The sequence below is a fragment of the Planctomicrobium stercoris genome (assembly GCF_051465655.1).
Taxonomy (GTDB): Bacteria; Planctomycetota; Planctomycetia; order Planctomycetales; family Planctomycetaceae; genus Planctomicrobium.
In genome coordinates, this window is sequence record NZ_CP195791.1 from 5,197,707 (window position 1) to 5,221,229 (window position 23,523).

Annotated in this window: 23 protein-coding genes; 7 read left to right on the forward strand and 16 right to left on the reverse strand. The window is 57.5% G+C overall.

The window, feature by feature from the left end:
* Complete coding sequence (gene coaE, locus SH661x_RS20965; protein ID WP_437225705.1) at positions 1-663, forward strand: dephospho-CoA kinase; 663 nt, start codon at positions 1-3, stop codon at positions 661-663.
* A 113-nt stretch (positions 664-776) separates the two neighbouring features.
* On the forward strand, positions 777-2,192 hold the full coding sequence (gene rho / locus SH661x_RS20970; protein WP_437225707.1) for a transcription termination factor Rho: 1,416 nt from the start codon (positions 777-779) through the stop codon (positions 2,190-2,192).
* Positions 2,193-2,297: 105 nt separating this feature from the next.
* On the opposite strand, the gene SH661x_RS20975 is transcribed toward rho, so the two are convergent.
* Positions 2,298-6,497, reverse strand: a complete 4,200-nt coding sequence (locus tag SH661x_RS20975) for a PVC-type heme-binding CxxCH protein (RefSeq protein WP_437225709.1) — start codon at positions 6,495-6,497, stop codon at positions 2,298-2,300.
* A gap of 195 nt (positions 6,498-6,692) precedes the next feature.
* Here SH661x_RS20975 and trpS point away from each other — a divergent pair, with 195 nt between their 5' ends.
* Entirely contained in the window at positions 6,693-7,673 is a 981-nt protein-coding gene (trpS, locus tag SH661x_RS20980; protein ID WP_437225711.1) for a tryptophan--tRNA ligase, read from the forward strand.
* A gap of 51 nt (positions 7,674-7,724) precedes the next feature.
* Here the strand turns inward: trpS and SH661x_RS20985 are convergent, their stop codons facing one another.
* The 11 genes from SH661x_RS20985 to rpsU all read right to left on the reverse strand — a co-directional run bounded on the left by SH661x_RS20985 (position 7,725) and on the right by rpsU (position 17,787).
* Complete coding sequence (locus SH661x_RS20985) at positions 7,725-8,726, reverse strand: hypothetical protein (protein ID WP_437225713.1); 1,002 nt, start codon at positions 8,724-8,726, stop codon at positions 7,725-7,727.
* Positions 8,727-8,734: 8 nt separating this feature from the next.
* Positions 8,735-11,074 carry a glutamine amidotransferase gene (locus SH661x_RS20990; RefSeq protein WP_437225715.1) on the reverse strand — a complete coding sequence of 780 codons (2,340 nt, stop codon included), beginning with the start codon at positions 11,072-11,074 and terminating at the stop codon, positions 8,735-8,737.
* Positions 11,075-11,302: 228 nt separating this feature from the next.
* Entirely contained in the window at positions 11,303-12,091 is a 789-nt protein-coding gene (locus SH661x_RS20995; RefSeq protein ID WP_437225717.1) for a phosphorylase family protein, read from the reverse strand.
* Complete coding sequence (locus SH661x_RS21000) at positions 12,088-12,501, reverse strand: hypothetical protein (RefSeq protein ID WP_437225719.1); 414 nt, start codon at positions 12,499-12,501, stop codon at positions 12,088-12,090. Before SH661x_RS21000 ends, SH661x_RS20995 begins: the two co-directional genes overlap by 4 nt.
* Positions 12,502-12,518: 17 nt before the next feature.
* Positions 12,519-13,094, reverse strand: coding sequence for a transposase (locus tag SH661x_RS21005; protein WP_437225721.1), 576 nt, complete (start codon positions 13,092-13,094; stop codon positions 12,519-12,521).
* Between the two features lie 132 nt (positions 13,095-13,226).
* Positions 13,227-14,510 (reverse strand): serine--tRNA ligase, encoded by a 1,284-nt coding sequence (serS, locus tag SH661x_RS21010; protein WP_437225723.1) that lies wholly within the window; start codon positions 14,508-14,510, stop codon positions 13,227-13,229.
* A gap of 158 nt (positions 14,511-14,668) precedes the next feature.
* Positions 14,669-14,962: a type II toxin-antitoxin system RelE/ParE family toxin gene (locus tag SH661x_RS21015; RefSeq protein ID WP_437225725.1), complete on the reverse strand. Its 294-nt coding sequence runs from the start codon at positions 14,960-14,962 to the stop codon at positions 14,669-14,671.
* Positions 14,962-15,237, reverse strand: a complete 276-nt coding sequence (locus tag SH661x_RS21020) for a type II toxin-antitoxin system ParD family antitoxin (RefSeq protein WP_437225727.1) — start codon at positions 15,235-15,237, stop codon at positions 14,962-14,964. Before SH661x_RS21020 ends, SH661x_RS21015 begins: the two co-directional genes overlap by 1 nt.
* Positions 15,238-15,364: 127 nt before the next feature.
* A complete protein-coding gene (locus tag SH661x_RS21025) occupies positions 15,365-16,738 on the reverse strand; it encodes a dipeptidase (RefSeq protein WP_437231229.1) in 1,374 nt (457 codons plus the stop codon).
* A gap of 120 nt (positions 16,739-16,858) precedes the next feature.
* Positions 16,859-17,410 carry an inorganic diphosphatase gene (locus SH661x_RS21030; RefSeq protein ID WP_437225729.1) on the reverse strand — a complete coding sequence of 184 codons (552 nt, stop codon included), beginning with the start codon at positions 17,408-17,410 and terminating at the stop codon, positions 16,859-16,861.
* A gap of 182 nt (positions 17,411-17,592) precedes the next feature.
* A complete protein-coding gene (gene rpsU / locus SH661x_RS21035) occupies positions 17,593-17,787 on the reverse strand; it encodes a 30S ribosomal protein S21 (RefSeq protein ID WP_437225731.1) in 195 nt (64 codons plus the stop codon).
* 240 nt (positions 17,788-18,027) lie between these two features.
* On the opposite strand from rpsU, the gene SH661x_RS21040 reads away from it, so the two are divergent.
* From SH661x_RS21040 to SH661x_RS21050, 3 genes are all read left to right on the forward strand, one after another.
* A complete protein-coding gene (locus SH661x_RS21040) occupies positions 18,028-18,288 on the forward strand; it encodes a type II toxin-antitoxin system Phd/YefM family antitoxin (RefSeq protein ID WP_437225733.1) in 261 nt (86 codons plus the stop codon).
* A complete protein-coding gene (locus SH661x_RS21045; protein ID WP_437225735.1) occupies positions 18,285-18,704 on the forward strand; it encodes a type II toxin-antitoxin system VapC family toxin in 420 nt (139 codons plus the stop codon). The genes SH661x_RS21040 and SH661x_RS21045 overlap by 4 nt, the downstream gene beginning before the upstream one ends.
* Positions 18,705-18,925: 221 nt before the next feature.
* The gene (locus SH661x_RS21050) at positions 18,926-19,450 is read left to right on the forward strand and encodes a hypothetical protein (RefSeq protein ID WP_437225737.1); all 525 of its coding nucleotides are present in this window, start codon (positions 18,926-18,928) and stop codon (positions 19,448-19,450) included.
* Positions 19,451-19,534: 84 nt separating this feature from the next.
* Here the strand turns inward: SH661x_RS21050 and SH661x_RS21055 are convergent, their stop codons facing one another.
* The 4 genes from SH661x_RS21055 to SH661x_RS21070 all read right to left on the reverse strand — a co-directional run bounded on the left by SH661x_RS21055 (position 19,535) and on the right by SH661x_RS21070 (position 22,101).
* A complete protein-coding gene (locus SH661x_RS21055; protein WP_437225739.1) occupies positions 19,535-20,044 on the reverse strand; it encodes a phosphatidylglycerophosphatase A family protein in 510 nt (169 codons plus the stop codon).
* The gene (locus tag SH661x_RS21060) at positions 20,041-20,343 is read right to left on the reverse strand and encodes a Rieske (2Fe-2S) protein (protein WP_437225741.1); all 303 of its coding nucleotides are present in this window, start codon (positions 20,341-20,343) and stop codon (positions 20,041-20,043) included. Before SH661x_RS21060 ends, SH661x_RS21055 begins: the two co-directional genes overlap by 4 nt.
* Positions 20,344-20,617: 274 nt before the next feature.
* Entirely contained in the window at positions 20,618-21,199 is a 582-nt protein-coding gene (locus SH661x_RS21065) for a glycosyltransferase family 2 protein (protein WP_437225743.1), read from the reverse strand.
* A gap of 92 nt (positions 21,200-21,291) precedes the next feature.
* On the reverse strand, positions 21,292-22,101 hold the full coding sequence (locus tag SH661x_RS21070; protein ID WP_437225745.1) for an SDR family oxidoreductase: 810 nt from the start codon (positions 22,099-22,101) through the stop codon (positions 21,292-21,294).
* Positions 22,102-22,301: 200 nt separating this feature from the next.
* Between SH661x_RS21070 and lhgO the strand changes: the two genes are divergently transcribed.
* Positions 22,302-23,513 carry an L-2-hydroxyglutarate oxidase gene (lhgO, locus tag SH661x_RS21075; protein WP_437225747.1) on the forward strand — a complete coding sequence of 404 codons (1,212 nt, stop codon included), beginning with the start codon at positions 22,302-22,304 and terminating at the stop codon, positions 23,511-23,513.
* Positions 23,514-23,523: the final 10 nt, after the last annotated feature.

The following is a 23,523-nucleotide window of genomic DNA, read 5'->3' on the forward strand; positions in this document are numbered from 1 at the left end:
ATGTCCGCCGCGCGGATTCCGGTCATCGGAATCGTTGGTGGAATCGGTTCAGGCAAGTCCGCCCTCGCGAATGCATTGATGCACCATTTTCAATGCGGTCGACTGGATGCGGACAGTGCCGGTCATCGTGCGCTGGCCCGGCCAGACGTCATTGCAGCGTTAAAGACGGCATTCGGCCCGGAAATCTTTGACGAACATGGAAACGTCGTCCGGTCAAAGCTGGCCCAGCGGGTCTTCGGGGCGGAAAGTGAGCAACTGGCAGCGCGCAAACAGCTGGAGTCAATTGTTCACCCGCATATCCGACGGGATATCGTCGAACAGCTCGAAGGGCACCAGAGCCGGATGGATTGCGACATTATTCTCCTGGATGCCGCTTTACTCATTGAAGCGGGATGGTCCAATGATTGCGACGCCGTCATTTACGTCGACGTCCCGGATGCGGTCCGCCAGGCTCGGGTCGCCTCACGAGGCTGGTCACCTGCGGAACTTGCCCGTCGCGAGTCCAGTCAGTTGAGCCTGAAGGAAAAGCAGGCCAGGTCCGACCTGATCGTCAAAAACACAGGGGACATTGAAGCAGCGGCCACCACCGCTGCAAACTGGATCCGTCAACGGTTTCACCTCGTGAATGAGGCCGAAGCCGAGCCGGCATCCCGCGAAAGATAAACAACACAGACATTTCAACTCATTCAACACTGATGTTTCCGGGGCAGTTCTTCAGCAGCTGACCGAACACCCGCACCTCAAGACTCCTACCGATTCGAATTGTCGAGGACGACATGCCTAAGACCACATCTTCCAACAATCCGCGTCCCAAACCGACTTCCACGGAGCAGCCTGCTCACTCGACGCTCGAACAGACTCAGCACGACGGAGATCTCGAGGGGGTATACGACCCCGCCGACGAGCGCTATGAAGACGCCAAACGGGGGGACATCCATATCGCTGCGCTGCAGCGGATGACGATGAAGGAACTCATCGACCTGGCCCGTCGTGAGAACGTCAACGAAGTCGCTGGTCTGAAGAAACAGGACCTCATCTTCCGCATTCTCAAAGAGCGGACAAAGATGAACGGCCTGATGTTCGGCGAAGGAACGCTCGAGATCCTGCCCGACGGTTTCGGCTTCCTCCGCAGCCCGGACTATCATTACCTCCCCTGCCCGGACGATATTTACGTGTCGCCCAGCCAGATTCGACGGTTCGGACTCCGCACCGGAGCGACTGTCGCCGGACAGATCCGTCCCCCTAAAGAAAACGAACGCTACTTCGCATTGCTGCGGGTCGAAGCGATCAACGGAGCCGATCCGAATCTGGTTCCAGAGAAAGTTCCGTTCGATGACCTGACACCGCTGCATCCGAAGGATCGCTTGCGCCTTTCGAATGATCCGGCCGAACTGAGCACGCGCACGGTCGATATCGTGGCCCCGATCGGACTGGGCCAGCGTGGACTGATCGTCTCACCTCCGCGAGCCGGAAAGACGGTGCTGCTGCAGAAACTCGCCAAGGCTGTGCTGGAAAACCATCCGGACGCCTACGTCATCGTTTTGCTGATCGATGAGCGGCCCGAAGAAGTGACCGACATGGAACGGCAGGTAAAGGGAAGTCACTGTGAAGTGATCTCCAGCACCTTCGATGAACCGCCGAGCCGGCACATTCAGGTCTCCGAAATGGTGATCGAAAAAGCCAAGCGCATGGTCGAGTACGGACACGACGTCATTATCTTTCTGGATTCGATTACACGCCTCGCCCGCGCGTACAACACGGAATGTCCCAACTCCGGAAAGATTCTCACTGGGGGGGTCGATGCCAATGCCCTGCAGCATCCCAAGCGGTTCTTCGGAGCAGCGCGGGCTGTTGAAGAAGGGGGCAGCCTGACCATCATCGCGACTGCTCTGGTTGACACCGGATCCAAAATGGACGAAGTCATCTTCGAAGAGTTCAAAGGGACCGGCAACACCGAGCTGCACCTCGATCGACGCATGGTCGAGAAACGCATCTGGCCGGCAATCGACGTCAACAAGTCGGGAACACGCCGGGAAGAACTGCTGATGGGTGAAGACGAACTTCGCCGCGTCTGGATTCTCCGCCGCGTGCTCAACGATATGTCCCCCGTCGAAGCGATGGAACTGCTGACCAACCGCATGCGGCGCAGCAAGACCAACGACGAGTTCCTGAACTCGATGAATCTCAGCTGAAGCGAATGTTCTGCTTTTCAGAGCACGCTGCGTCAGCAAGTGCATTTCACGTGGAGGTGCACTCGCTCACGCTTCGTGCTCTGATGAGCATTTTCTCTCACGAGACTATCGGTTCGCGGGTTCGGCCCGGCCGGCGGCATCGGCGATGTCAATCACCTCGACCTGCAACGGGGACAACCGACCGGCTGGAATCTCGACTTCAAAGCGTTGACGGCCAGCCGGCAGATCGACTTCCACGACTTCCCCTTGCCAGGTCTGATCCAGTCCCGGACGAGTCAGCTTCAGTCCCGCAGGATCATGCACCTTCAGGCCAATCTTTCCGGGAGTCGAAACTTCCACTTCAAAGGCGACTTTCCCCCCGGGTAGATCAGACATCGGCAGCGACCCGTTCACGCGGCTGAGCACGACGTTCTGATCTTCTGTCAGCCACCGACGAATGAACCGGTTTTGCGGGACCTTGTAAGGACCTTCTTTCCCCAGCGAGGACAGGAAGACCACAAGATCGAGCAGTTCGTTCCGGTTCAACTTGGCGGTCAGGTCAGCGGGCATCAGTGAGGTTGGGCTGGTCGCACGCTCATCGATTTCATCCTTCGGAATGGCGATTTCCTTGTTCTGGGCGTCGCGGATCACGATCTCCGTGTCCCCTTCGCGAACCATGATTCCGGATACGATCTTGCCATCTTCCAGGGCGATGGTGTTGGTGTGATACCCTTCCTTGATCTTCGCTGAAGGATTGAGGAGTGATTCAAGGATGTAATCGACCGGCGAACTTGCTCCCAGTGAAAGCATGTCCGGTCCAGCCTGCCCCCCCGCTCCGCCAATGGAATGGCAGCTCAGGCAGGCCAGATCCTTGCGTCGATACAGGACTTCACCGTTGGCCGCGTTTCCGTGCGTTTTCACTCGTGCCAGAAGTTCGGCAATCTCCTCTGGAGTCATTTTCGGGGCAGCGGCAGGCATCCCTGCTCCCCCATTGAGGGCTCCCTTGAGCTTCTCACCACGAGCCCCGGCGGAACTTGCCTTCCGCAGCACGGTTGTTGTGACAGCTTCCGGCAACTGAGTCCCCTGCAGCGCCTTCGCGAGTTGATCCGGTCCATCCTTCGGAGCCAGGATGCTGTCGAGAAACGCGTTCAGTTCTGCTTCATCATCCGGCGTTGCAGCTGCCAGCAACTTCACAGCCAGAGCAGCTCCGGCAGCCGTATCGAGTGACTGGATACCAGCGACGGCTCGCTGCCGGACGGCAAACGAAGTGGCAGGATCCGCAGCCAGCTTCTCCAGTGTTTCACGGGAGTTCATCGAGATGAGGCCGCGAATGGCGGCGAACCGCTGTGGCAGCGGAGCAGTGGCATCTTCCGCCAGCGCGATCAGTCGTGGCTGCAGCTTTTCGAGCTTCCAGAGTCCAGCCAGGACAACAGCCTGTGGATTATCAAACAGGGTTTCGATTGCAGACAGGTCTTCTGCTGGAGTGATCTGTCTCTTCTCGGAGAGTGTGATCAAGGCCCCCAGCAGCGAATCCCGCTCTTCAGGGGTCGAGACAGCACGGTCGAACAGAACACGAGCCTCACCCGCTCTGGCGTACTTGCCAATCATCCCCAGAACGGCCCCTTTCTGATCAGCGGGAACTTTCCCGGATGTGAGGAGGTCCATCAGCACCGGTGTGAACTTCGCTTGCTCGGTCGACTTCAAGGCGAACAACAACTTCGCAGGTTCGCTGGAGAAGGCTGCTGTCCCTGCGATGACCTGTGGCCCCCAGACCGGTTCGAGTGTGCGAATGGTCGACCAGAGTGCAAAGTCGAGCCAGCTGTCCATAGGCTGATCGAGAACCGCCAGGGCGAGAGCGGCTGACTTCGCATCGGGAATCTGGCGCAGTGCGTTCACGGCTTCCAGTCGAACCTGAGGATGCGAATCTTTCACCGCCTCCTGCAGCAAGGAGAGTGCATCAAAATCAGCGGGAAGTCCGTAGTTTTCGTACGTCGACTGAGAGAGCACACGAACGGCCGCCGCGCGGGCGTGGTGATCGGATGACTTCAGAATCGCCAGCAGGAATTCCTGCGGAACACTCCCCTGTGACTGGTAGGTCCACAGCCCTTCGAGGCGAAGCTGTTCAAACTGGGGATCGTCCGGCTTGATCCCAGCCAGCCATTTTCCAAGAGCCTTTGCGACATCCTCTGGATCCTTGTGTCGCAGATAGACCCGGGCCAGATGACGTGTCCAGGTCTCAGGAGACTTGAGGAGTTCAACCAGTTGATCGACTGTTGCGTCCGAGAAGTTCGGACGGGCGGGAGTCTCCCGGCCTTTCTCTGTGATTCTCCAGATGCGGCCATGCCGGTCGTCGCGACGTGGATCACGGAAATCGACTTCGCCGTGGTTGATGATGGGGTTATGCCAGTCCGCGATATACAGTGCTCCATCCGGTCCCATCTTTTCATCGACGGGACGAAACGCGCGGTCCTCGCAGGACAGCAGATCGTCCAGCTGACGAGACACGTAACCCGAACCTTCTTCGGACAGGCGGAACCGGCAGAGTCTGTTCCCCCGGAAATCGGCCGCGACGAGCGTGTCTTGATATTCGTCCGAGAAATGACGCCCGTTGATGATCTCCAGCCCGCAGAACTTCGGCTGTCCTGGATTGAGCCCCGGCATGATTCGGTCAAAACCGACTGCCGTCTGGTAGGCCGCTCCGGGGAACACGTAATAAATCCCCTCGCCACCGGCCCCGTCGGTGGACTGACTCTGACCCCAGCGGTCGAAGATCAGCCCCCAGGGATTCACCATTCCGAATGCCACGGTATTGGCGCGAGCTGTCTCCGGGCGGTAACGCCAGATGCCGGATCCCAGCATCGTTTTCACCCCATATGGAGTTTCGAGATGGCTGTGTATGTAGATCGATTGATTGAAACTCAGCAGCGCATCGGGACTCCAGCGGAAGGTATGGAGAATGTGATGCGTATCTTCGGTTCCGAAACCGGAGAGGAGCACGCGTCGCTCATCAGCGCGGCCGTCGCCGTCACGGTCCATCAGATGCAGGAGTTCGGTGGAATTCGCGACGTAGGCTCCCCCCTGTTCATCAGGCAGAACCGCGGTGGGGATCAGCAGATCGTCGGCAAAGACCGTGCACTTGTCCGCAACGTGATCCCCATCGGTGTCTTCCAGAATGATGATCTCGTCGCTGGGCTGAGCCCCCGGGCGGATCTGCGGGTAGATCGGACTGGTGGCAACCCAGAGCCGCCCCTTCCCGTCAAAATTCATATGAATCGGATTCTTCACCATCGGCTCGGAAGCAAACGGTGCAATCTCCAGACCTTCAGCAATCTTGAACTGCGCCTGCTGTTCCTGCGGCGTCAGAGCTTTGAAATCCAGTTCCCGTGGAGGAAGCGTGGGAGCTGTCACAGGAACCGACTTTCCTTGAACGTAATCTGCAATTCTCTCTTCGGCAGCTTCAATCAGCGGTTCAAAGGCAGCAATGTCTTTTGCATTCTGCCCCTGCTCATGCTTGCGGAATCCCCGCAGATACGTTTCGTTCTGCGGCCGGTACTGATGAAAATACAGGTCATTCTTCAGGCGGATCAGTTCCCGCAGTTCTTCCTGCGAATCCGGACCGGCAAACCCGCTTACGAGCAGCGCGCCGAGTGTGGCATGGGCGGCTGCGGCATAGCCTTCCCGATTGTATCGCAGCGTATCGGTGGTGAGATGATCCCCACCCGCTTCGCTCAGGGCGCGTTGCAGCGGAGTGAAGATGTCGATGTATTGCAGTTTTTCTTTCTCGGCAATCTCCTTCAGGACCGCCGCATAGGCTGCGCGGTTCTGGTTGATCTGCTGTGGATCCGGCAGTGGAGCTGCCAGTTTCTCAGCCGGAGGTGGAGAGACCAGAATGATCCGGTCGGTCAGTTTCCTGAGATCCGCGATCAGTTTCTGCATCTGCTCTTTGAAGGCAGGAATCCCTGCCTCTCCGTCATAGGCAGAAGTTTCCCCGTATTCCAGGAAGATCACGGTCGGCTTGAGACGGGTCAGCTCTTCCTGCAGGCGTCTGTATCCTTCTTCCGCACCGTTGAAGTAGCCGCGCGCGACTGCGGTCGGGTTGTCGCCCGCCCAGCCAAGATTGCGGAAAGTGATCCGGCGTTCCGGCCACCGGGCTGTCAGAGTCGCTTCGACGAAGTTGTGTTTCGTGGCCTGTTCGGTGAATTCCGAGCCGATCCAGACGACCCGGTCACCATCTTTCAGTTCGAAGGGGGTTTGAGCAAAAACGATCCCGCTGGAAACGAACACAGCTGCCACAGCAGCCATCAGCACACTTCGGAAACACTTCATGGACACATCCGCTTCGAACTCAGTGCAATTTCAGAACTCATACAATATTCTGCGTGTCGACTGTATGAGGCAATGCAAGAAGGCGTCAACAAACCCCACCGGGGGATTGAAAGATTGCACGTGCATTCAAATCTCATCACACTTTCAAGTCTCCCCCGTTCACCGGGGTTTCGGTTCAGTTGAAGGAATTTTTCGATGCAAGTGCTTTCCGGGATCCAGCCGACAGGTCGCTTTCACCTGGGAAACTATTTCGGCGCCATCCGGCAGTACATCGACCTGCAGCACAATGACCAGGCATTCTATTTCATCGCGGATCTGCACGCGCTGACAACCGTCCGCAATCCGGCAGAACTCAAGCAGAACACGCTGGACGCTGCTCTGGACCTGCTGGCACTGGGTCTTAACCCGGCACAGGCGACGCTGTTTCGCCAGTCGGATATTCCCGAGGTCTCCGAGCTGATGTGGCTGCTGATGACGGTCACACAGATGAGCCTGCTGGAGAAATGCCACGCGTACAAGGACAAGATCTCCAAGGGACTGGCTGCGGACGCAGGGCTCTTCACCTATCCGGTCCTGATGGCGGCCGACATTCTGGCCTACGACAGCAATCTCGTTCCCGTCGGACTCGACCAGGTCCAGCATCTGGAAGTGACCCGCGACCTCGCGTTGCGTTTCAACCACATTTACGAACGCGAAGTCTTCGTGCTGCCTGAAGCCCATGTGATCGCTGCCACCTCCAAAGTGCCAGGAACCGACGGCGAAAAGATGTCCAAGAGCTACGGCAACACGATTGGAATTTTCGAAACTCCCAAACAGCTTCGTAAGAAGTTCATGTCAATCAAGACCGACTCTACCCCCGTGGAAGGAGCCAAGGACCCGGACAACGACTCCATCTTCGACCTGTACAAACTCTTCGCAAATCCCGAAGAACAGGCAGCCCTCGCAGCCAGATACCGCGCTGGGGGAATGGGCTATGGTGATGCGAAGCAGACGCTCTACGACAAAGCGATGGAATACTTCAGCGAAGCCCGTGAGCGCAGGGCCCAGCTCGAAGCCCGGCCGGACGAAGTGGAAGACGTACTCCGAACAGGTGCCGCCAAAGCCCGGGCAAAAGCCCAGGAAGTGCTCGCCCGGGCCAGAGCTGCGTGCGGCCTGCGAGTCCACGAAACGAAGTAGCAGCCCGCCATCGCTTCCCTGACCTTCGCCCGCAACGAGACCGATTTCGAATCACTCGTCTGCAGGCGTTGGTGCGGTGAGTGTTCTGGCCAGTTCCAGAAACAGCGGCTTCAGAGCAGCGTAGTAGTCATCTTCGTTCATCGTTGATTTCCGTTTCTTCAGCTCCGCAATCTGTCGCTCGAGTTCATGACGTTTCGCCAGAACTTCGGGAGAGAGAGACAGATCGTCCGCGCCGGGAGCAAGAACCCATTGGTGTGCCACCACTCCATCCTCGAACACTCCGGCAACGGCTTTTCGACTGACCGGATGAATTCCCTTGAAGCTGCTTCCGGGAACTGGCTGAGCGTCGCCGTTGTCATCCAGAACAGCATGTTCTGTCGCCAGCCGCCCATCGGCCGTATAGAAGTTCTCCGTCAAACGTGTTGCCCGGAGAAATGCTTCCAGCAACGAGACCTGTCCATCTTTATCCACATCCGCTTCCGGATGCTGAAGTGACTCTGCGAGGAACCCTCCGAATCGCGAAAAGTTGATCTCATTCCCGTTGCTGGTAGAGGTGATCACGACCCGCCCCGGCGCCGACAACTGATTCACGAACGGAGCACTGGCAGAAGCACAATTGAGAATTGCCAGCGGACGCTTGAGCGGCTCGATCATTTTTTGAAGGTCTTCGGGCTGCAGGTCCGCTTCGGGAAGATTGAACTTGCAGACGAGGCCGTCGAACGTCCCATGTCCGAGCAACACGATCCACGCAGGCAGCTGTTCTTCTTCCTGCAGACTCGCAATCGCTTCACGCAGCCGGGGGAGCGTCGCCTCATCCGCTCTTCCGCCCAGAAGACGAAATCGCATCTGCCCGGCACTCGCCGCCTCCTTCCAGTGATCTGCCCAGCGCAGAAACTCAGCGTGATATTCATCCGTTCCAGGCGAGCCGATGATCACCAGCACATCTCCACGCTGCGATGGTTTTTCGTCTTCGCAGGACCCCGGTGACGATAGCGAAAGCCAGAGAAACAGCGTCGCAAACAATGTCCGCAGGCAGGAATGAAGTGAGAACATGTGCTGATTCATGCCAGTCCCTTCCAGCGGCGGATTCCCCATTCGCCTGCCAGCAGTCCCACGACGATCGCCAGAAGCCAGGGCCTGTGCCACAGCGGAACCGTTTCGGTTTCCATGACGGGGAGATCACGTTTCTGAAAGTTCGAGACAAACGCATCCATCTGATCAGGAGCGATCAGCTTGCCCCCAGTCTTTTCAGCGAGTTCTCGGAGCAACGGAAGGTTCACTCTGGGGCTCGCAAATTCGTCGGCAGTGGGATCGCTGGCCCAGCCGACCGCGCTGGTGAGTTGTGGGTCCCCCTCATCAGCAGCCACCATCACTTCAGCCACATAGGCCCCGGGAAGTCTGGGAACATACTGGGACTGATACAGTCCCGGTTCTTCGGAACTCAACTGCGTTTCCAGCTCCACCTGCGTTCCATCAGGCTGCGTCACATTCACGGTCACCTGACGTGTCTCACTCGGCAGGAACTCTCGATCACGCACCCGCACTTCAATGGACTTTGCCAGGGTCCCTTCGTGATCAGAGTCCCCGAGCGTGACGGCGAGCCGTCTTGGAACGTCGCCGACCAGCCATCGGGCCAATTGCCGCCAGCCTTTGGCAAGGTCATCCTGACTCGACTCCGATGCATGCAGGCTCCACTTCCACAGATCCCCCACCAGAAGAGCCCCGGATCGACCTTGTCCATAACGCTGTACTACCACGGCTGGGACCATGTCTCCGTTCCGGTCACGAAGTTCCGCCAGCAGACTTGCTCCCGGTTTAATCTGAGTCACCGGGTTCATAACGGCAAGCTCCGGCAGTTCGCGAATTCGATCCTCTTCAGCCTGCTCCGTCTGGCGGAGCCGCATCCAGGATTCCAACCGGCCTTCTTTCGACAACTTCCAGCGCAGTGGACCCACTGGCGTTTCTTCGGTCCGATTGAAATAGACAGGCATCGCATCCGCAACGGGAGTTCGCTCCCATTTCCCGTTCCGAAAACTGTCGACGCCGCCGAGCATCAGCAGCCCACCCCCTCGTTCCGCGACAAAACGGTCCATCAGCGACTGCTGCTCGTGTGTGAAGAACGCAGCTTCCACATCATCCAGAATCACAGCATCATACTCGAAGAGCTTCGACTTCTCCTTCGGAAACCCTTCGCTCAATTCCTGACCGTCGCGCATGTTCAACCGGATCAACACCGGCTGGCTGTAGTCTTCTGTTCCCTCATCGGAATCCGATTTGAAACCGCGAAAGAGCGGGTTGCTGGAATCCCCGGTGCGTCCCCGAAACTCGAACCGGGCTTCCTTCCGGGCAATGCGAATCAGCGTCGGCAGCTGTAATTGCGGGTCTTCCGCCAAAGCCCGGTTGAGGAATTTATACTCCCAGTTCGGTCGCCCACCGACATAAAGAATCCGCGACACGTGCCGATCGCGATTCACAGCGATCCAGCGTTCGTTGTTCTTGAGAGTTGCTTCACGACTGCTTTCCGGTTTCTGAAACGCCTCAGGCTCGGACTGATCACGAACCTGCAGCCGGTAAAAGAGTGTCCCGGCCTTGGACGGTTTCACCGAGAAACGGACTGTCCCCTCCGTACCCGGACTCACCCGCAACGACTGCGTGAGCCGTTCCGCGGAATTTAATCCCTCCATCGGTTCGAGACTGACGATCACATCTGCAGGGCTCTCACCTGTGAGCGTGACAGCGGCCTGCACGGTGACAGGTGCATCTTCGAAGTTTGTCTGGCTGACGAAGAGTTTTCCCACTCCAATGTCGAACGGGGCAGCCTGCGAATCATCGATGACCGGAAAGATGGGGACCCCAAGCTGCTCCAGGTTTTCAGGAAGCGGGTCTGTGCTGTTGCCATCGGTCACCAGCAGGATGCCCGCCAGCGGCTGATCCTGAAACCGGTTGAGAACACCCCGCAGGGCGGCCCCGAGCAGAGAGGAAGTGCTTTGGGGCTCGAGCTGCTGAAAGTTCTCCGCCCGTTCCAGCGACGTTCCGAAGGTATAGCTTCGGACTTCGAAATTCTGCGACAACGATTCTCGCCAGGACTGATTGGGATCCAGCAGAGACCTGGCGAACTCCGCCCGGGTGATGTTTCCCCCGGGAGACTGGCGTATCCCCATGCTCGCGCTTTGGTCGGCCAGCAGCACGACAAGATTCTCCCCGGGCTTGGCTCGACTGCGAGAGACCATCGGGTTCAGCAGGCAAAGCAACAAGAGCAGAACAGCGGCCGCCTTGAGCGAAAAGAGTCCCCACTTCACGCCAGAGGAGACAGGCGAACGAATCGCGGAAACGAGCAGCAGTACAAGAAAAAGACCACCGACCAGCAGCAGGAATCCGATCCAACCGGGACTCTCGAACATCACCGAGCCGGCTGCAATTCCGCTTTCTGAATTCGTAAGCCCGTTCAAACGTCGGCACCCCCGCCTGTCTTTGCGAACTCACAGAAAGAGCGAACAGGGATGGCACTGCAGCGAAGCTGGAACACCTGCACCGCACGCTTTGGCGAACGGACGTCGCCGACCATCTGATTATGATTCGGAACCGACTCAGGATTCAACCTGAACGCCGCATTTGCCTTGTCCGAATCATCAGGACTTCTTGGCCAGTGTCCTGGCGAGTCCGTTGATCACCCCCGGAAGAAACGCGCCCAGATGCTCGGAAGCGTCAATCGCTTTCTCGCGCATGGACCACAGGTCTTTGACACAACCCGGCCGTTTCAGGATCGATCCGAACAAGGCACCTGCCCTCACGGTCCCCTTCGGTCCCAGCAGTGCCAGAACTTCCCGGGGAAGGTCCTCCGACAGGTCGTCGGAGATGACGCGCACGGACATGAAGCGGGTTCGTCGTTCCTGGCAGACTTCAGCCACTCCCAGCGATTCCATGTCGACGGCAATTGCTCCAGTGGCAGCAGCCAGATCCCGCTTTTCCTGCACCAGCCTGACAATTTCATCAGTCGCACACAGGTGCCCCACGTGCAGCCCTTTTTCCGGGGCAGGCTGCATTTTCAAATCGATCGCGAGTCGCTTTGACCCGGTCCGATCGGTCACGCCGTCAGCGACAACAATGTGACCAATCTTCAGATCATCGACCAGGGCACCTGAAAATCCGACGGAGAGGATCCAGGGAGGCTGAAAAGCGTCGATGAGAGCATGCGTCGCCTGACGGGCACGGTTCCTTCCCGTTCCCCCTTCGACGACACAGATGCGGGTGCCGTTCAGCCGGCAACCGCGAAAGGTGAACCCATTGCCTGACTCCGCCTTGAACTGTTCCGTCCGCTTCAAAAACGGAGCCACTTCCAGATTCAACGCGCAGACGATGCCAAGCACCGGCTCCTGATCTTCCTGGGATTCCACTGAAGGGGCTTCTGCAGAATTCACGAGTTTGAAGACTCCCGCTGGGTCGCCAGCCTCTCCAGATGCTCGATGCGACTGACAATGAGATCGATCGCATCGCGCCGCTCAAGGAACTTCGCAAACACTTCATACGCAGGAGCGTCGAGCACGGTTGTCACCATCGGCGAGAAGAAGTGCATCGCCTGCGAACCCAGAAAATTCAGAGGACGCGACATCTCCAGAAACGTGAGCGCCGGTGTCGTCAATCGTCTCCGGACCACCTCGTGTGCAATGCGCTCGACGACCTGCAGCTGCTCCCGCGTGGGAGGCGGCAGCGGAGTGTTAACAGCAAACGCGTGTCTGAGGATTCGAAACATATCTGGCGAGCGGGAGACGTCAGTCTCCCGATAAAACGACGTTTCATAACCATTTAAACTCAAAGTGCTTGCCGGCATTCTAGCGTCTGTTCGACCTACTTGCTCGCATGATGGTTCAACCAGTCACACGGAACTTCACCGTCTTTATATCGGGCCAGCCAAGCCTGCTGATTCCAAACATAGGCGACGGCGTTTTTCACCGCCTGTTCACCCGGCAATTTTCTTTTCGAACCAGACTCCGTCCACCAGATCGGCCTTACCTCTGCTGGCCATTGTTGATTCAGCGCACGACTCGCATAACCTTTCAAGTCTCGCAGCAATGTGGCCGGCTCGGGATCACCGGAAACGGAGAGAACCGCATGGAAATGATTTCGCATGCAGGAAGTGGCGACCAGCGTCCAGTTACGGAAACGGCACGTCTCAGCAAACTGCCTCACAATGGTGTCTGCCTGTTGCTGATTCAGGTAAACAGGTGCCGACTTCAAAGTTGACCGAGAAACTCGCTGAAGTCGCGGGTGATCAGATTCGATGGGTGACTGAAAAACATTGCGCGTGACCAAACTCCCATCAACGTCTCGAACGGGACTCACGAATCCTCGTTGATCGCCGGGAAGCCATGTTCCGTACGTCGTGGATGTGATTAGCCAATTCCGATCCAGCAGACGAATCATTCATAACCCCGGCGAGCGGGAGACGTCAGTCTCCCGATTGAGCTGAACGCTGCGATTCCATTCAAACAGATTCCGTTGGTTCACAACAACGTCATCGGGAGGCTCACGCCTCCCGCTCGCCGAACTCTATTGTTACTTCTTCGCAACGATCCGATCGGTGCCCACCCACTTGCGGAGGACTTCCGGAACGACCACGCTGCCGTCGGCCTGCTGGTAGTTTTCTAAAATCGCAATCAGAGCCCGCGTGCAGGCGACGGCAGTTCCGTTCAGCGTATGCACGTACTGCGTTCCCTTCCGGTCCGGCGACTTGCTTCGCACTCCCAGCCGCCGGGCCTGATAGTCGGTGCAGTTCGATGCGGAGGTGACTTCCCCGTATTCCCCTTCAGTGCCCCGACCGGGCATCCACGCTTCCAGGTCAAACTTGCGATAGGCTGGTCCGCCCAGATCTCCGGAAGCAATATTCAGAACCCGGTACGGAATCCCCAGCCCCTGGAAGATCTCTTCTTCAATCCGCACGATCTGTGCATGAACTTCGTCTGAAGCCTTTAGATCACCTGCTGTGAAGGCGAACATCTCGACCTTGGTGAACTGATGAACGCGGTAAATCCCGCGAACCGCTTTGCCGTGGCCACCTGCCTCAGTCCGAAAACAATGCGAGATCCCTGCCATCCGGATCGGAAGGTCCGCTTCATTGACGATCTGGTCCCGCAGCGATCCCCCCAGCGTAATCTCAGCTGTGGCGACCAGCGAGAGATCCGTTCCATCCACAGAGTAGATCTGTGTCTCGTTCCCACGCGGCGAGAACCCGATCCCTTCCAGGACTTCGTCCCGGGCCAGGTCCGGCGTGGTGTACAGCGTGAACCCTTCCGACCGCACCTTCTCGATCGCATATTGAACCAGTGCCAGTTCGAGCAGCACTGCTTCGTTCTTCAGGAAGTAGAAGCCGGATCCGGCGACCTTTGCTCCCGCTTCGAAGTCAATCAGATCGAGCTTCGCAGCCAGTTCCACATGGTCCAGCGGCTTGAAATCGAATTTCGGCTTGCGGCCCCATTCCCGTACGGTCACCGATTCCGCTTCACCGCCGATCGGAGCATCGGGGTGCGTCAGGTTCGGGATCCGTGTCTGCTCTGCCCTCAACTCGGCTTCGACTGTCCGCAGAGCTGCCTCGTTGACAGCCACCTTGTCTTTGAGCTGCTTCCCCTGTTCAATCAGCGCCGGACGCTCGGCAGCAGTCGCTTTGGGGATCTGTGCAGCGATCTCCTTCTGCTCATGGCGCAAGCGGTCCCCTTCGGTGATCAGGGAACTGCGGCTGGCACGCAATGTCAGCAGGTCAGCCAGATTCATCGCCACGCCCCGGTCGCGGCAATTCTTTTCGATCAGTTCCGGGTTGTCGCAGATGAATTGAAGGTCAAGCATGGAAGGTGAGTGTTCTGAAAAGAAGGTAAAGCCGCTCACGGCGGACAAGTGTTTTCTGTCGAAGAGTTTAGCTGCAAGCTGTCAGGAATGCGCTGGTCGCTGTGGGAAAACGAAATCTTCAGACGCGTCTAAAATCGAATTCATTGCCTCAAGCTGAATCAGAACAATCTCCCTTGATCTCTCGCCTCGTGGAGGACTCGCACAACTTCGACAATTTGGGGAGCTGACCTGAGGCGGTAAAACACGATATAACGACCTTTCGAGATTCCACGCAGCCCTCTCAGCAGATCATCGCGACTCTCTCCAATCAGAGGCTGTCGTTCAATCATCGAGAAAGTTTCGAAGAACTCTCGCAAAGTGTCTGAAGCCGCCGCGCGACTGTCAGCAGCAATGTATTTCCAGATCGCCACCAGATCTTGCCGGGCAAGTTCGGAAATGTGGTACCTGGCCATTAATTCGCGGCTGAATTCAGAGGAGTTTCCGTCGCTCGCTCGAGTTCCTGGATGAAAGCATTCTGGGCTTCGATGGAACTGATTTCGAGATACTTTCCAGCATCCAGTTGATCAATTCCCGACTGGAGGTCCTGCCTCAACCGATTGGACATCACCTCGCGACGACGCAGCAACATCAGAGCTTCCTCAACAGCCTCGCTCCGCGAACGAAATCGGCCTGAAGCAACCTCTTGGTCAACGAATTGTTCTAACTCGGTTGGAAGGCGAATGTCCATACAGCTGACTTTCCGGCGAATGCTGAACTCGGAATGTGCCCGCAACCAGTTTACCAGACGTTCTTCAAAGTCGAAAATCCGAGAGCATTGTCAAGCGGAAAGCTCCGACCATCGGTCACTCAAAATCTCACTCACCCAGCATCTGCCAAAGCCAGGCGCTGGACAGAATCCCGCGATGGTAGGCGTCCAGGCTGAAGTGCTCGTTGGGGCTGTGCAGGTTGTCCGTATTCTGTCCCCAGCCCAGCAGAAGCGTGTCGACACCCAGCAGTCGCTTGAATGTGGCGACCACCGGGATGGAACCTCCCTCACGGATCATGACCGGAGCCTGCCCGAACCCTTTTTCAATCGCCCTGCGGGCCGCATCCATGTAAGGACTGTTCAGATCACACAGAACTGCTTCGCAGCCATGCCACTTCTTAAATTCGAGCCGCAGTCCCCGCGGACAGTTCGCACGCAGAAACTGTTCGAGCCGTTCCATCAGCGTATCGGCCTGCTGATCCGGGACGAGCCGGAATGACAGCTTGGCCGTCGCTTTCGCGGGGACAATCGTCTTGGGGCCTTCTCCGGTATAGCCGCCGAAAATACCGTTCACATCACAGGTGGGCCGGGCCCAGCGGCGCTCCAGAGTCGAGAAGCCCTCTTCCCCGAACGTTTCCGACGAGCCAATTCCACTCAGGTATTCAGTTTCATCAAACGGAAGAGCGGCGAACGCACTGCGTTCTTCATCCGTCAGCGGAATGACGTCGTCGTAGAACCCGGGAACCTGAATTCGTCCCTGCTCATCCTGCAGCTTTGCGATCAGCCGAGCGAGTCCATTCACCGGGTTGGCAATGGAGCCTCCAAAGACTCCGCTGTGCAGATCCTGTTTCGGGCCATGCAGCGTGATCTCACAGGCCATAATGCCCCGCAGCCCGTAAGTGATCGCTGGCATCCCGGGGCCGTACTGGGCGGTATCGCTGATGACAGCAACATCACACGCACAACGTTCCTTATTCTGTTCGATGAAGAGATCGAGGTTATTGCTGCCGACCTCTTCCTCCCCCTCGATCAGGAGTTTGACGTTGATGGGAAGTTCGCCCACCGCTTTCAGCCAGGCGGCAACGGATTTCACATGGGTGAACATCTGGCCTTTGTCGTCAGTCGCTCCCCGGGCATAGATCTGCCCGTCCCGAACGGTCGGCTCGAAGGGGGGAGTGATCCACTGATCCAACGGGTCAGGTGGCTGGACGTCATAGTGGCCGTAGACAAGGACCGTCGGCCGTCCCGGCTTGTGATTCCACTGGGCAAAGACAATCGGGTGCCCTTTGGTCTGCACCAGTTCCGAATCGCAGCCGCAATCGGCCAGTTGTTCCCGAATGTAGTCCGCGGCGCGAACGACATCGCTGCGGTGCCGCGAGTCTGCACTCACGCTGGGAATTCGAAGCAACTGCTTAAGGTCTTCGACATTGATCTCAGCCTGCTGGCGGAGATAGTTCTCGACTGCGGACATTTGCTCAGACATCATGCATCCATAGCCAGGCTGACAAATGGTTTCGCCACGTACGAACTGTACGTGGCGACGTTTCATTGAAGGATTCAGCGATCAGCAGGAGCTGCCCCATGCTGCTACAAAGATTCGCACTTAGCGACGTTCGATGAATCCGCGTCGGCGGAGCGTACTGTAGGCTTCCAGTGCGTTTTCGATGATGGGAATGGCCGCGCTGACCGGCTGGAACTCATCCACTTCCACGGACTTTCCTTCCAGAAGTTTGTAGTCCTGGAAGAAGCGGCGGACCATCTGCAGGCGATGGGCGGGCAGTTCGTCGAACTGCTCGCAGTCGTTGTATTCCGGATCGTACTTGGCGACGGCCAGGATCTTATGATCCTTCTTGCCGGCGTCGACCATGGTCATCAGCCCGATCACGCGGGCTTCCACCAGCGTCAGCGGAGCCACCGGTTCCTGACACATGACCAGCACGTCCAGCGGGTCGTCGTCTTCAGCGTAGGTCTGGGGAATAAAGCCATAATTGGCCGGGTAATACACGGCGGAATACAGAACCCGGTCGACCTTCAGCAGTCCGGTCTTTTTGTCGAGCTCGTATTTGACGCTGGAGCCCATTGGAATTTCGATCACAGCGGTGAATTCCCGGGGAAGATGTTCGCCGGGAGTGACATCGTGCCAGCAATGGGTCATCGCAAATTTACTTTCGTTGTAGTTCGTCTCAGTGAGTGTTCAATTTCAGGCAAGCTTACCATCGAATTTGCGAACGAGACGGATTGATTCTTTTGCTGAACTAATGAGTCCTCAAGTGCAAAAAGCACGCTCACTGGCGTGCTTTAGCATCTGGAATTCAAAGTAGCGGTTGCAAGACCGACCTAGCCATTCATGACTTGGTTCATGCGGGCGCGGTTCTTCGCACGACGCTTCTCGCGGCGACGCTGCTCACTCGGCTTTTCGTAGAATTCCCGCTTGCGCAGTTCCTTCTTCACGCCGCTGTGCTCAACCAGTTTTCGAAAACGACGCACAGCATCATTCACCGACTCATTATCTCGCAAACGCAACCGAACCACACAATCCTCCAAGCTGCAAAATGTTGGGCGGCAAGCCCTTAATTCGATATCGCCGATGATTTTCGGCGTCAGTTTTTGATCTCAAATCGTTGCAAAGAACAGACAGTATATCGACTTTCGTCGCTTCGACAAGTTGAGGAAGCGAGAAACTTTGTCGGTAATCGGCGTCAGCTATTGACCAGCAAACTGGCAGATCTAGACTAGTTGAAGACCAGTCCAAACTCACCGCCGACTTGAATCATGATGTCTGACTCGCCCCTGCACACCTGCGGCGCCTACGAAGCCAAGACGCACTTCTCCCAGCTTCTCGAACGGGTGGCTGCAGGCGAAGAAATCACGATCACCCGCCATGGCCATCCCGTTGCCCGGCTGGTTCCAGCAACTCCAGGGACATCTCTTCAGAGCCGAAGGAATGCGATCGACCGCATGCGGCAGCTCTCCTCGGGACAACGACTCGACGGGCTTCGCATTCAAGACCTGATCGCAGAAGGCCGGAAATGAGCCCGACGCTGATCCTCGATTGTTCCATGACAATGTCCTGGTGCTTCGCAGATGAAGCAACTCCGCAAACCGCAGCAATTCAGGATCGCCTCATCTCCGAGGCGGTTCTGGTTCCGTCACTCTGGTACCTGGAAGTGGCGAATGTGCTCCTCATGGCGGAAAAGCGACAGCGAATTTCCGCTCAGGCGTCGGAGGAGTTTGTCCAGCTGCTGGGCGTCCTGGAGATTCAGGTGGATGAAGGCCCTCCGCGTCGAGCGTTCGAGACTCTGATGCCGCTCTGCCGCAATCACGGACTCACCATTTACGATGCCGTTTATCTGGAACTTGCTGTCCGTCAGCAACTCCCTCTCGCGACGCTCGATGAATCACTGCGGCGCGCCGCGTCCGTGCTGAACATTCCACTGCTAGGCAAATGAGCCTGGCACGAAGCCAGCTTGGCACATCGTGCAACGGGTGGTCCCCGGCAATACTGCGCTAATCGTTAATTCACGCCGAAACGCTGTGAATTAACCGCTCGCCCTCAATTCTCTGTTTTGAATCGAGCCGGGTCCGGATTCAAAACACTCACACATCCAGAGCGGCCGATAACAGAAAAGATCCCCCTGGTTCTCCAGGCTACTTTTGTTGGACGTCCGAGATGGTTGAGTTGCAGCAAACGATCACTCGATCACTGGCGCTGATCGCATTTACAGCGATCTTCGCTGGGGTCTGGGCCAACGATCAGCCTCCCCGGAAGATGGCTCAACGGACAGCTCCCATTCAGCGGGGAATCGCGGAAGTCGAGCCGGAATGGGTTCCGGTTGAAGAATCGGAATCGCTTTCTGTCATTGCAGATTCCATCCCCTCCCCTGCTCCTGAAATGCGAGTCACGCTGGGACGCCAGGCCAAGAGCTTCAGCGTGGAAGCGGATGGACTCCTCATTGCAGAAGTAATCCTGCAGGCACATCTCGATCAGCTTCCGCTCGGACTGGATGTCGGAGATTACCGGATTGTTGATCCCCTCGGAGGCGTCGGCTGGCTGTACGTCCGAGTGGAAGGCGAAACTCCACAAAAGATGAAGTCGGGCAGAATGCTCTCGACGACCGTCGGCGAGGAGAGCGTGCGATTCATTCAAGTCGGAAGCACCGCTATGGGTTCAAGACCAGCCAATCGAATCCAGTAACGCCCCAACATCTTCTCAATGACAAATGACCATTGAGAAATGACCAATGACAAATCTTTCTGCCGGAGAAGCTCGCCTCTCTGGTCACAGACCGGTCGCCCCGAACAGCCGCCACCCGATCGCGAGCAACCCGCCGGCAATCATCCCCGCCACCGCATCATCCGCCATGATCCCCAACCCTCGGGGAAGCCACTCCAGGCGACGGATCGGCCAGGGCTTCAGAATATCGAACACACGGAAGAGCAGAAATCCGCTCACCGCAGTTCCGATGTTGATCGGCACCAGCAGAAAGACCCAGAAGAACGCGACGATCTCATCGAAGACGACCTGCTGAGGGTCCTTCGCATGCAGCACCCGGATCCCCGCGTTGCAGATCGGGATTCCGATCAAAAAGAAAACGATCCCGCATAGCACGGTGATGAGCGGGCGGGTTCCGTCCGTCCCCAGCAGCCAGATCAGCGGCGGGCCGAGCAGACTGCCAACTGTCCCGGGTCCACGCGGGAAATACCCGGTGCCGAATCCGGTCGCCAGAATGTTCAGTGCACGGTCCCCGAGGCTGGCTGGGGCGGTCGAGGTCGCTGCCGGCTCGCTCACGGCAGCTCCACGAAGATCTCTGAGCCTTCCACCTTGACCGGAAAGCAGGCCTGGCGGATTTGCGAACTCAAACAGTGTTTGCCGGTCGACACATTGAACTGCCAGCCGTGCCACGGACACGTGACCACTCCGTTCTGCACAGTCCCTTCTCCCAGCGGTCCGCCGGCATGCGGGCAGATCCCGTCCATGGCAGTCAGCACACCGTCGGAATTGAAGACCGCCACTAGCCGACCATCAATCACGAACTCCCTGGCCCCGGTCTCGGGGAAGTCTTCCAAAGTTGCTACACGATGCCACATGAATTTGAACGATGCAGGTCAGAACGAAGAGTTAAGAAATATTGAGAAACCGCGAATAGGTCGAATCAGGCGAATTCTTTCCAACCGAACACTGACCATCAATGAACTCACCACGATCCCAGATGAGTGTAATCTCTCACATCCATTCGCGACATTCGCCTGATTCGCGGTGACAATCCTTCATGACTCTTTCAGGGAAATCCGTGGTTCCATTCCACGAATGATCAGCTTGATTCTCGTCTCAGCTGCGCAATCCCGCAAGCCGCCATTTCAGCTACAGGTGGATTCCGATCACAACTGGAACATAGCGAATCCGCGGATGATGTGCTTCCAGCTTCCTCAGCCAGCGGTGATCCGTCCCGGGAGAGCTGTCTTCATCTCCCCACTTCTCCTGGTACGCGAGTTCTCGCGTCACACAGACGCACATCGTGTCGATGTCTCCCGGGCGAAACGTCCCGTTCCAGCTTCTCGGAAGAGTCACGAATCCTGTTCGCTTATGAAGCCGGTGTTCAGCACGAACGACTCCGATATCCACTCCACGAGCAGCAGCGAACATCGAGCTCACAGCGTGGGACTCGTAGAGATTGTCATCATCCCAGAAGCCGACATATTCACCACGTGCTTCTGCAATTCCCAGATCTTTGGCGAACGCGCCAGCGTGTCCCCGCTGTGCGGGCAACTCGAAATAACGCGCCCCCCACCGTTTCGCCAGACTCCGGGCGACCGGATCGGGCCCGTCGGAGACAACAATCTGCTCGCACTTTAAACAGCCCGTGGATTGAGTTCGAAACTGGTCGAGGCAATGGGCGAGGAGTGCGGGCCGCTGGCAGGTGGCGGTGATGATGGAAAGCTGCATGGCGATTCAAATTCTCCGCGGAGTCTCCCGAAGGCGAGCCGTTGCGCAGCGGAGGCCGAACGGAACATCTGCATCTCATCCACGATACCCGGTCATCGATCCGTTTCCCCCGGCGCCCCCTGCAGCTTCTTCATTTTCTTCTGGAGCTTCTCATTGATCCGGGCGAACTGCTTGAGCCAGCGGTCGTAGTCCTGGGTCTTGAACGCGAAGAACTCGCCAATCTCCGGATGCGGCAGCAGCAGGAACTGTTCATCGTGGATTCCCTGCAAGATGCAGTCGGCCACCACTTCCGGAGTGACAGCGTTCATGTGCAGGAACTGGTGCACGGGATCGCTCATGTCGAGGAAGTCGGTCGCGACTCCAGCGGGGCAGACGCACGAAACCCGGATCCCCTGCTTTTGATAATGGACCGAAAGCCATTCTGCGAACGACACCGCAGCGTGTTTCGTCACCGAATACGGAGCAGAACCGATCTCCGTAAGAATCCCCGCAGCGGAAGCGACCTGCACGAAATACCCATGCCCCCGTTCGAGCATCTTGGGTAGGGCCGCCCGGGCAGCGTACACATGGGCCATGAGATTGACGTTCCAGAGTCGCAGCCAATCCGCATCAGGAACCTCCGGTCCTCCTTTGGTGGTGATGCCGGCATTGGAGATCAGCAGGTCAATTCCCCCGTGGGCCTCTTCGGTCATTGAGACCAGTCGCTGAATCGCCGACTCCTGCGAAACATCGCACTGCACAGCGGTGCCGCCGATTTCCTTCGCCACTTCCTGCGCCCGGCCCACATCGAGATCCGCGACCATCACATGCCGCGCACCAGCATTCGCCAGAGCTCGGCAGATCGCTTTGCCGATTCCGTTTGCTCCGCCGGTGACGATGGCAACTGTATCCCGAACTTCCATGATTCGCTCTCGTTCCTCCGGGGGACACTTCTGCGGAACCGCAAGTAAGAACACGCACTCTCACGTTTACGGCTCGGCAGAAGCCTCGCCCTCCCGGCATTCAATCACGTTCTTCGATTCAAAGCTCTCAATCTGGCTGCACAGTTGACCGCATGACGTGCGCTCCGTCAAATGATTCCGGCCGTAACAAGGAAAGACCTTTGAAATCCTGTGACATCGCGATCGTTGGTGGAGGGATCGTCGGACTGGCGACAGCCTGGCAGCTGGCGGGTCGTTTTCCCCAGGCCCGTCTGTTGATTCTCGAAAAGGAATCGCATGTCGCAGCCCATCAAAGCGGCCACAATTCCGGCGTTCTGCACAGCGGAATTTACTATCGCCCCGGATCCCTGAAAGCTCTCAACTGCCGGCAGGGGAAGCTGGCGATGGAAGCCTTCTGCCGGGAACATGGCGTCTCATTCTCGATCTGCGGGAAAGTCATTGTCGCTGTCGATGAAAGCGAACTCCCGCAGCTGCAGACGATTTTCGAACGGGGCCGGGCAAACGGCGTCGCGTGTGAACTGATTTCCGCCGAACGACTGCATGAGCTGGAACCGTATGCTGCGGGTATTGCAGCGATTCACGTTCCGGAAGCAGGGATCGTCGATTACCGGCAGGTCTGCGAGAAACTGGCAGAGCTGTTGCGATCATCCGGTCATGAAATTCAGCTGGACACCGAGGTCCGGGGAATTCATCAGGAGTCATCGGACGTCGTCGTGATCACCTCGCGTGACGAGATCCGGGCCAGAACGTTGATCACCTGCGGAGGACTCTGGGAAGACCGGTTGATCAAACTCTCCGGGGAGCAGCCGAAGGCTCAAGTGGTTCCGTTCCGTGGTGAGTTCTATCAGCTGAAGCCGGAAGCCGAGCACCTGTGCCGCGCCCTGATCTATCCAGTCCCCGATCCGCGCTTCCCGTTTCTGGGAGTGCATTTCACACGCATGATCGACGGCAGTGTCGAATGCGGTCCGAACGCCGTGCTGGCACTGGCTCGCAACGGATACCGCAAAGGGGACGTCAACCTGCGTGACCTGCTGGGAACGCTGGGCTATCCCGGATTTCGAAAGATGGCTGCAAAGCACTGGAGAATGGGACTGGACGAGATGTGGCGATCGTGGAACAAGACCGCCTTCGTCACCGCGCTGCAACGACTTGTTCCCGCCATTCGCAGCGAACATCTGGTGGCAGCCCCTGCAGGCGTCCGGGCTCAGGCACTGGGAAAAGATGGTGCCCTCGTCGACGATTTCGTCATTCAGCGATCCGGCCGTTTGATTCACGTGGGGAACGCCCCATCGCCGGCAGCAACGGCCTCGCTGAACATCGGCAGCCTGATCGCTGATCAAGTCTCCGAAGCCAATATCGAATTCGTGAACTGAGAGCTGTCCA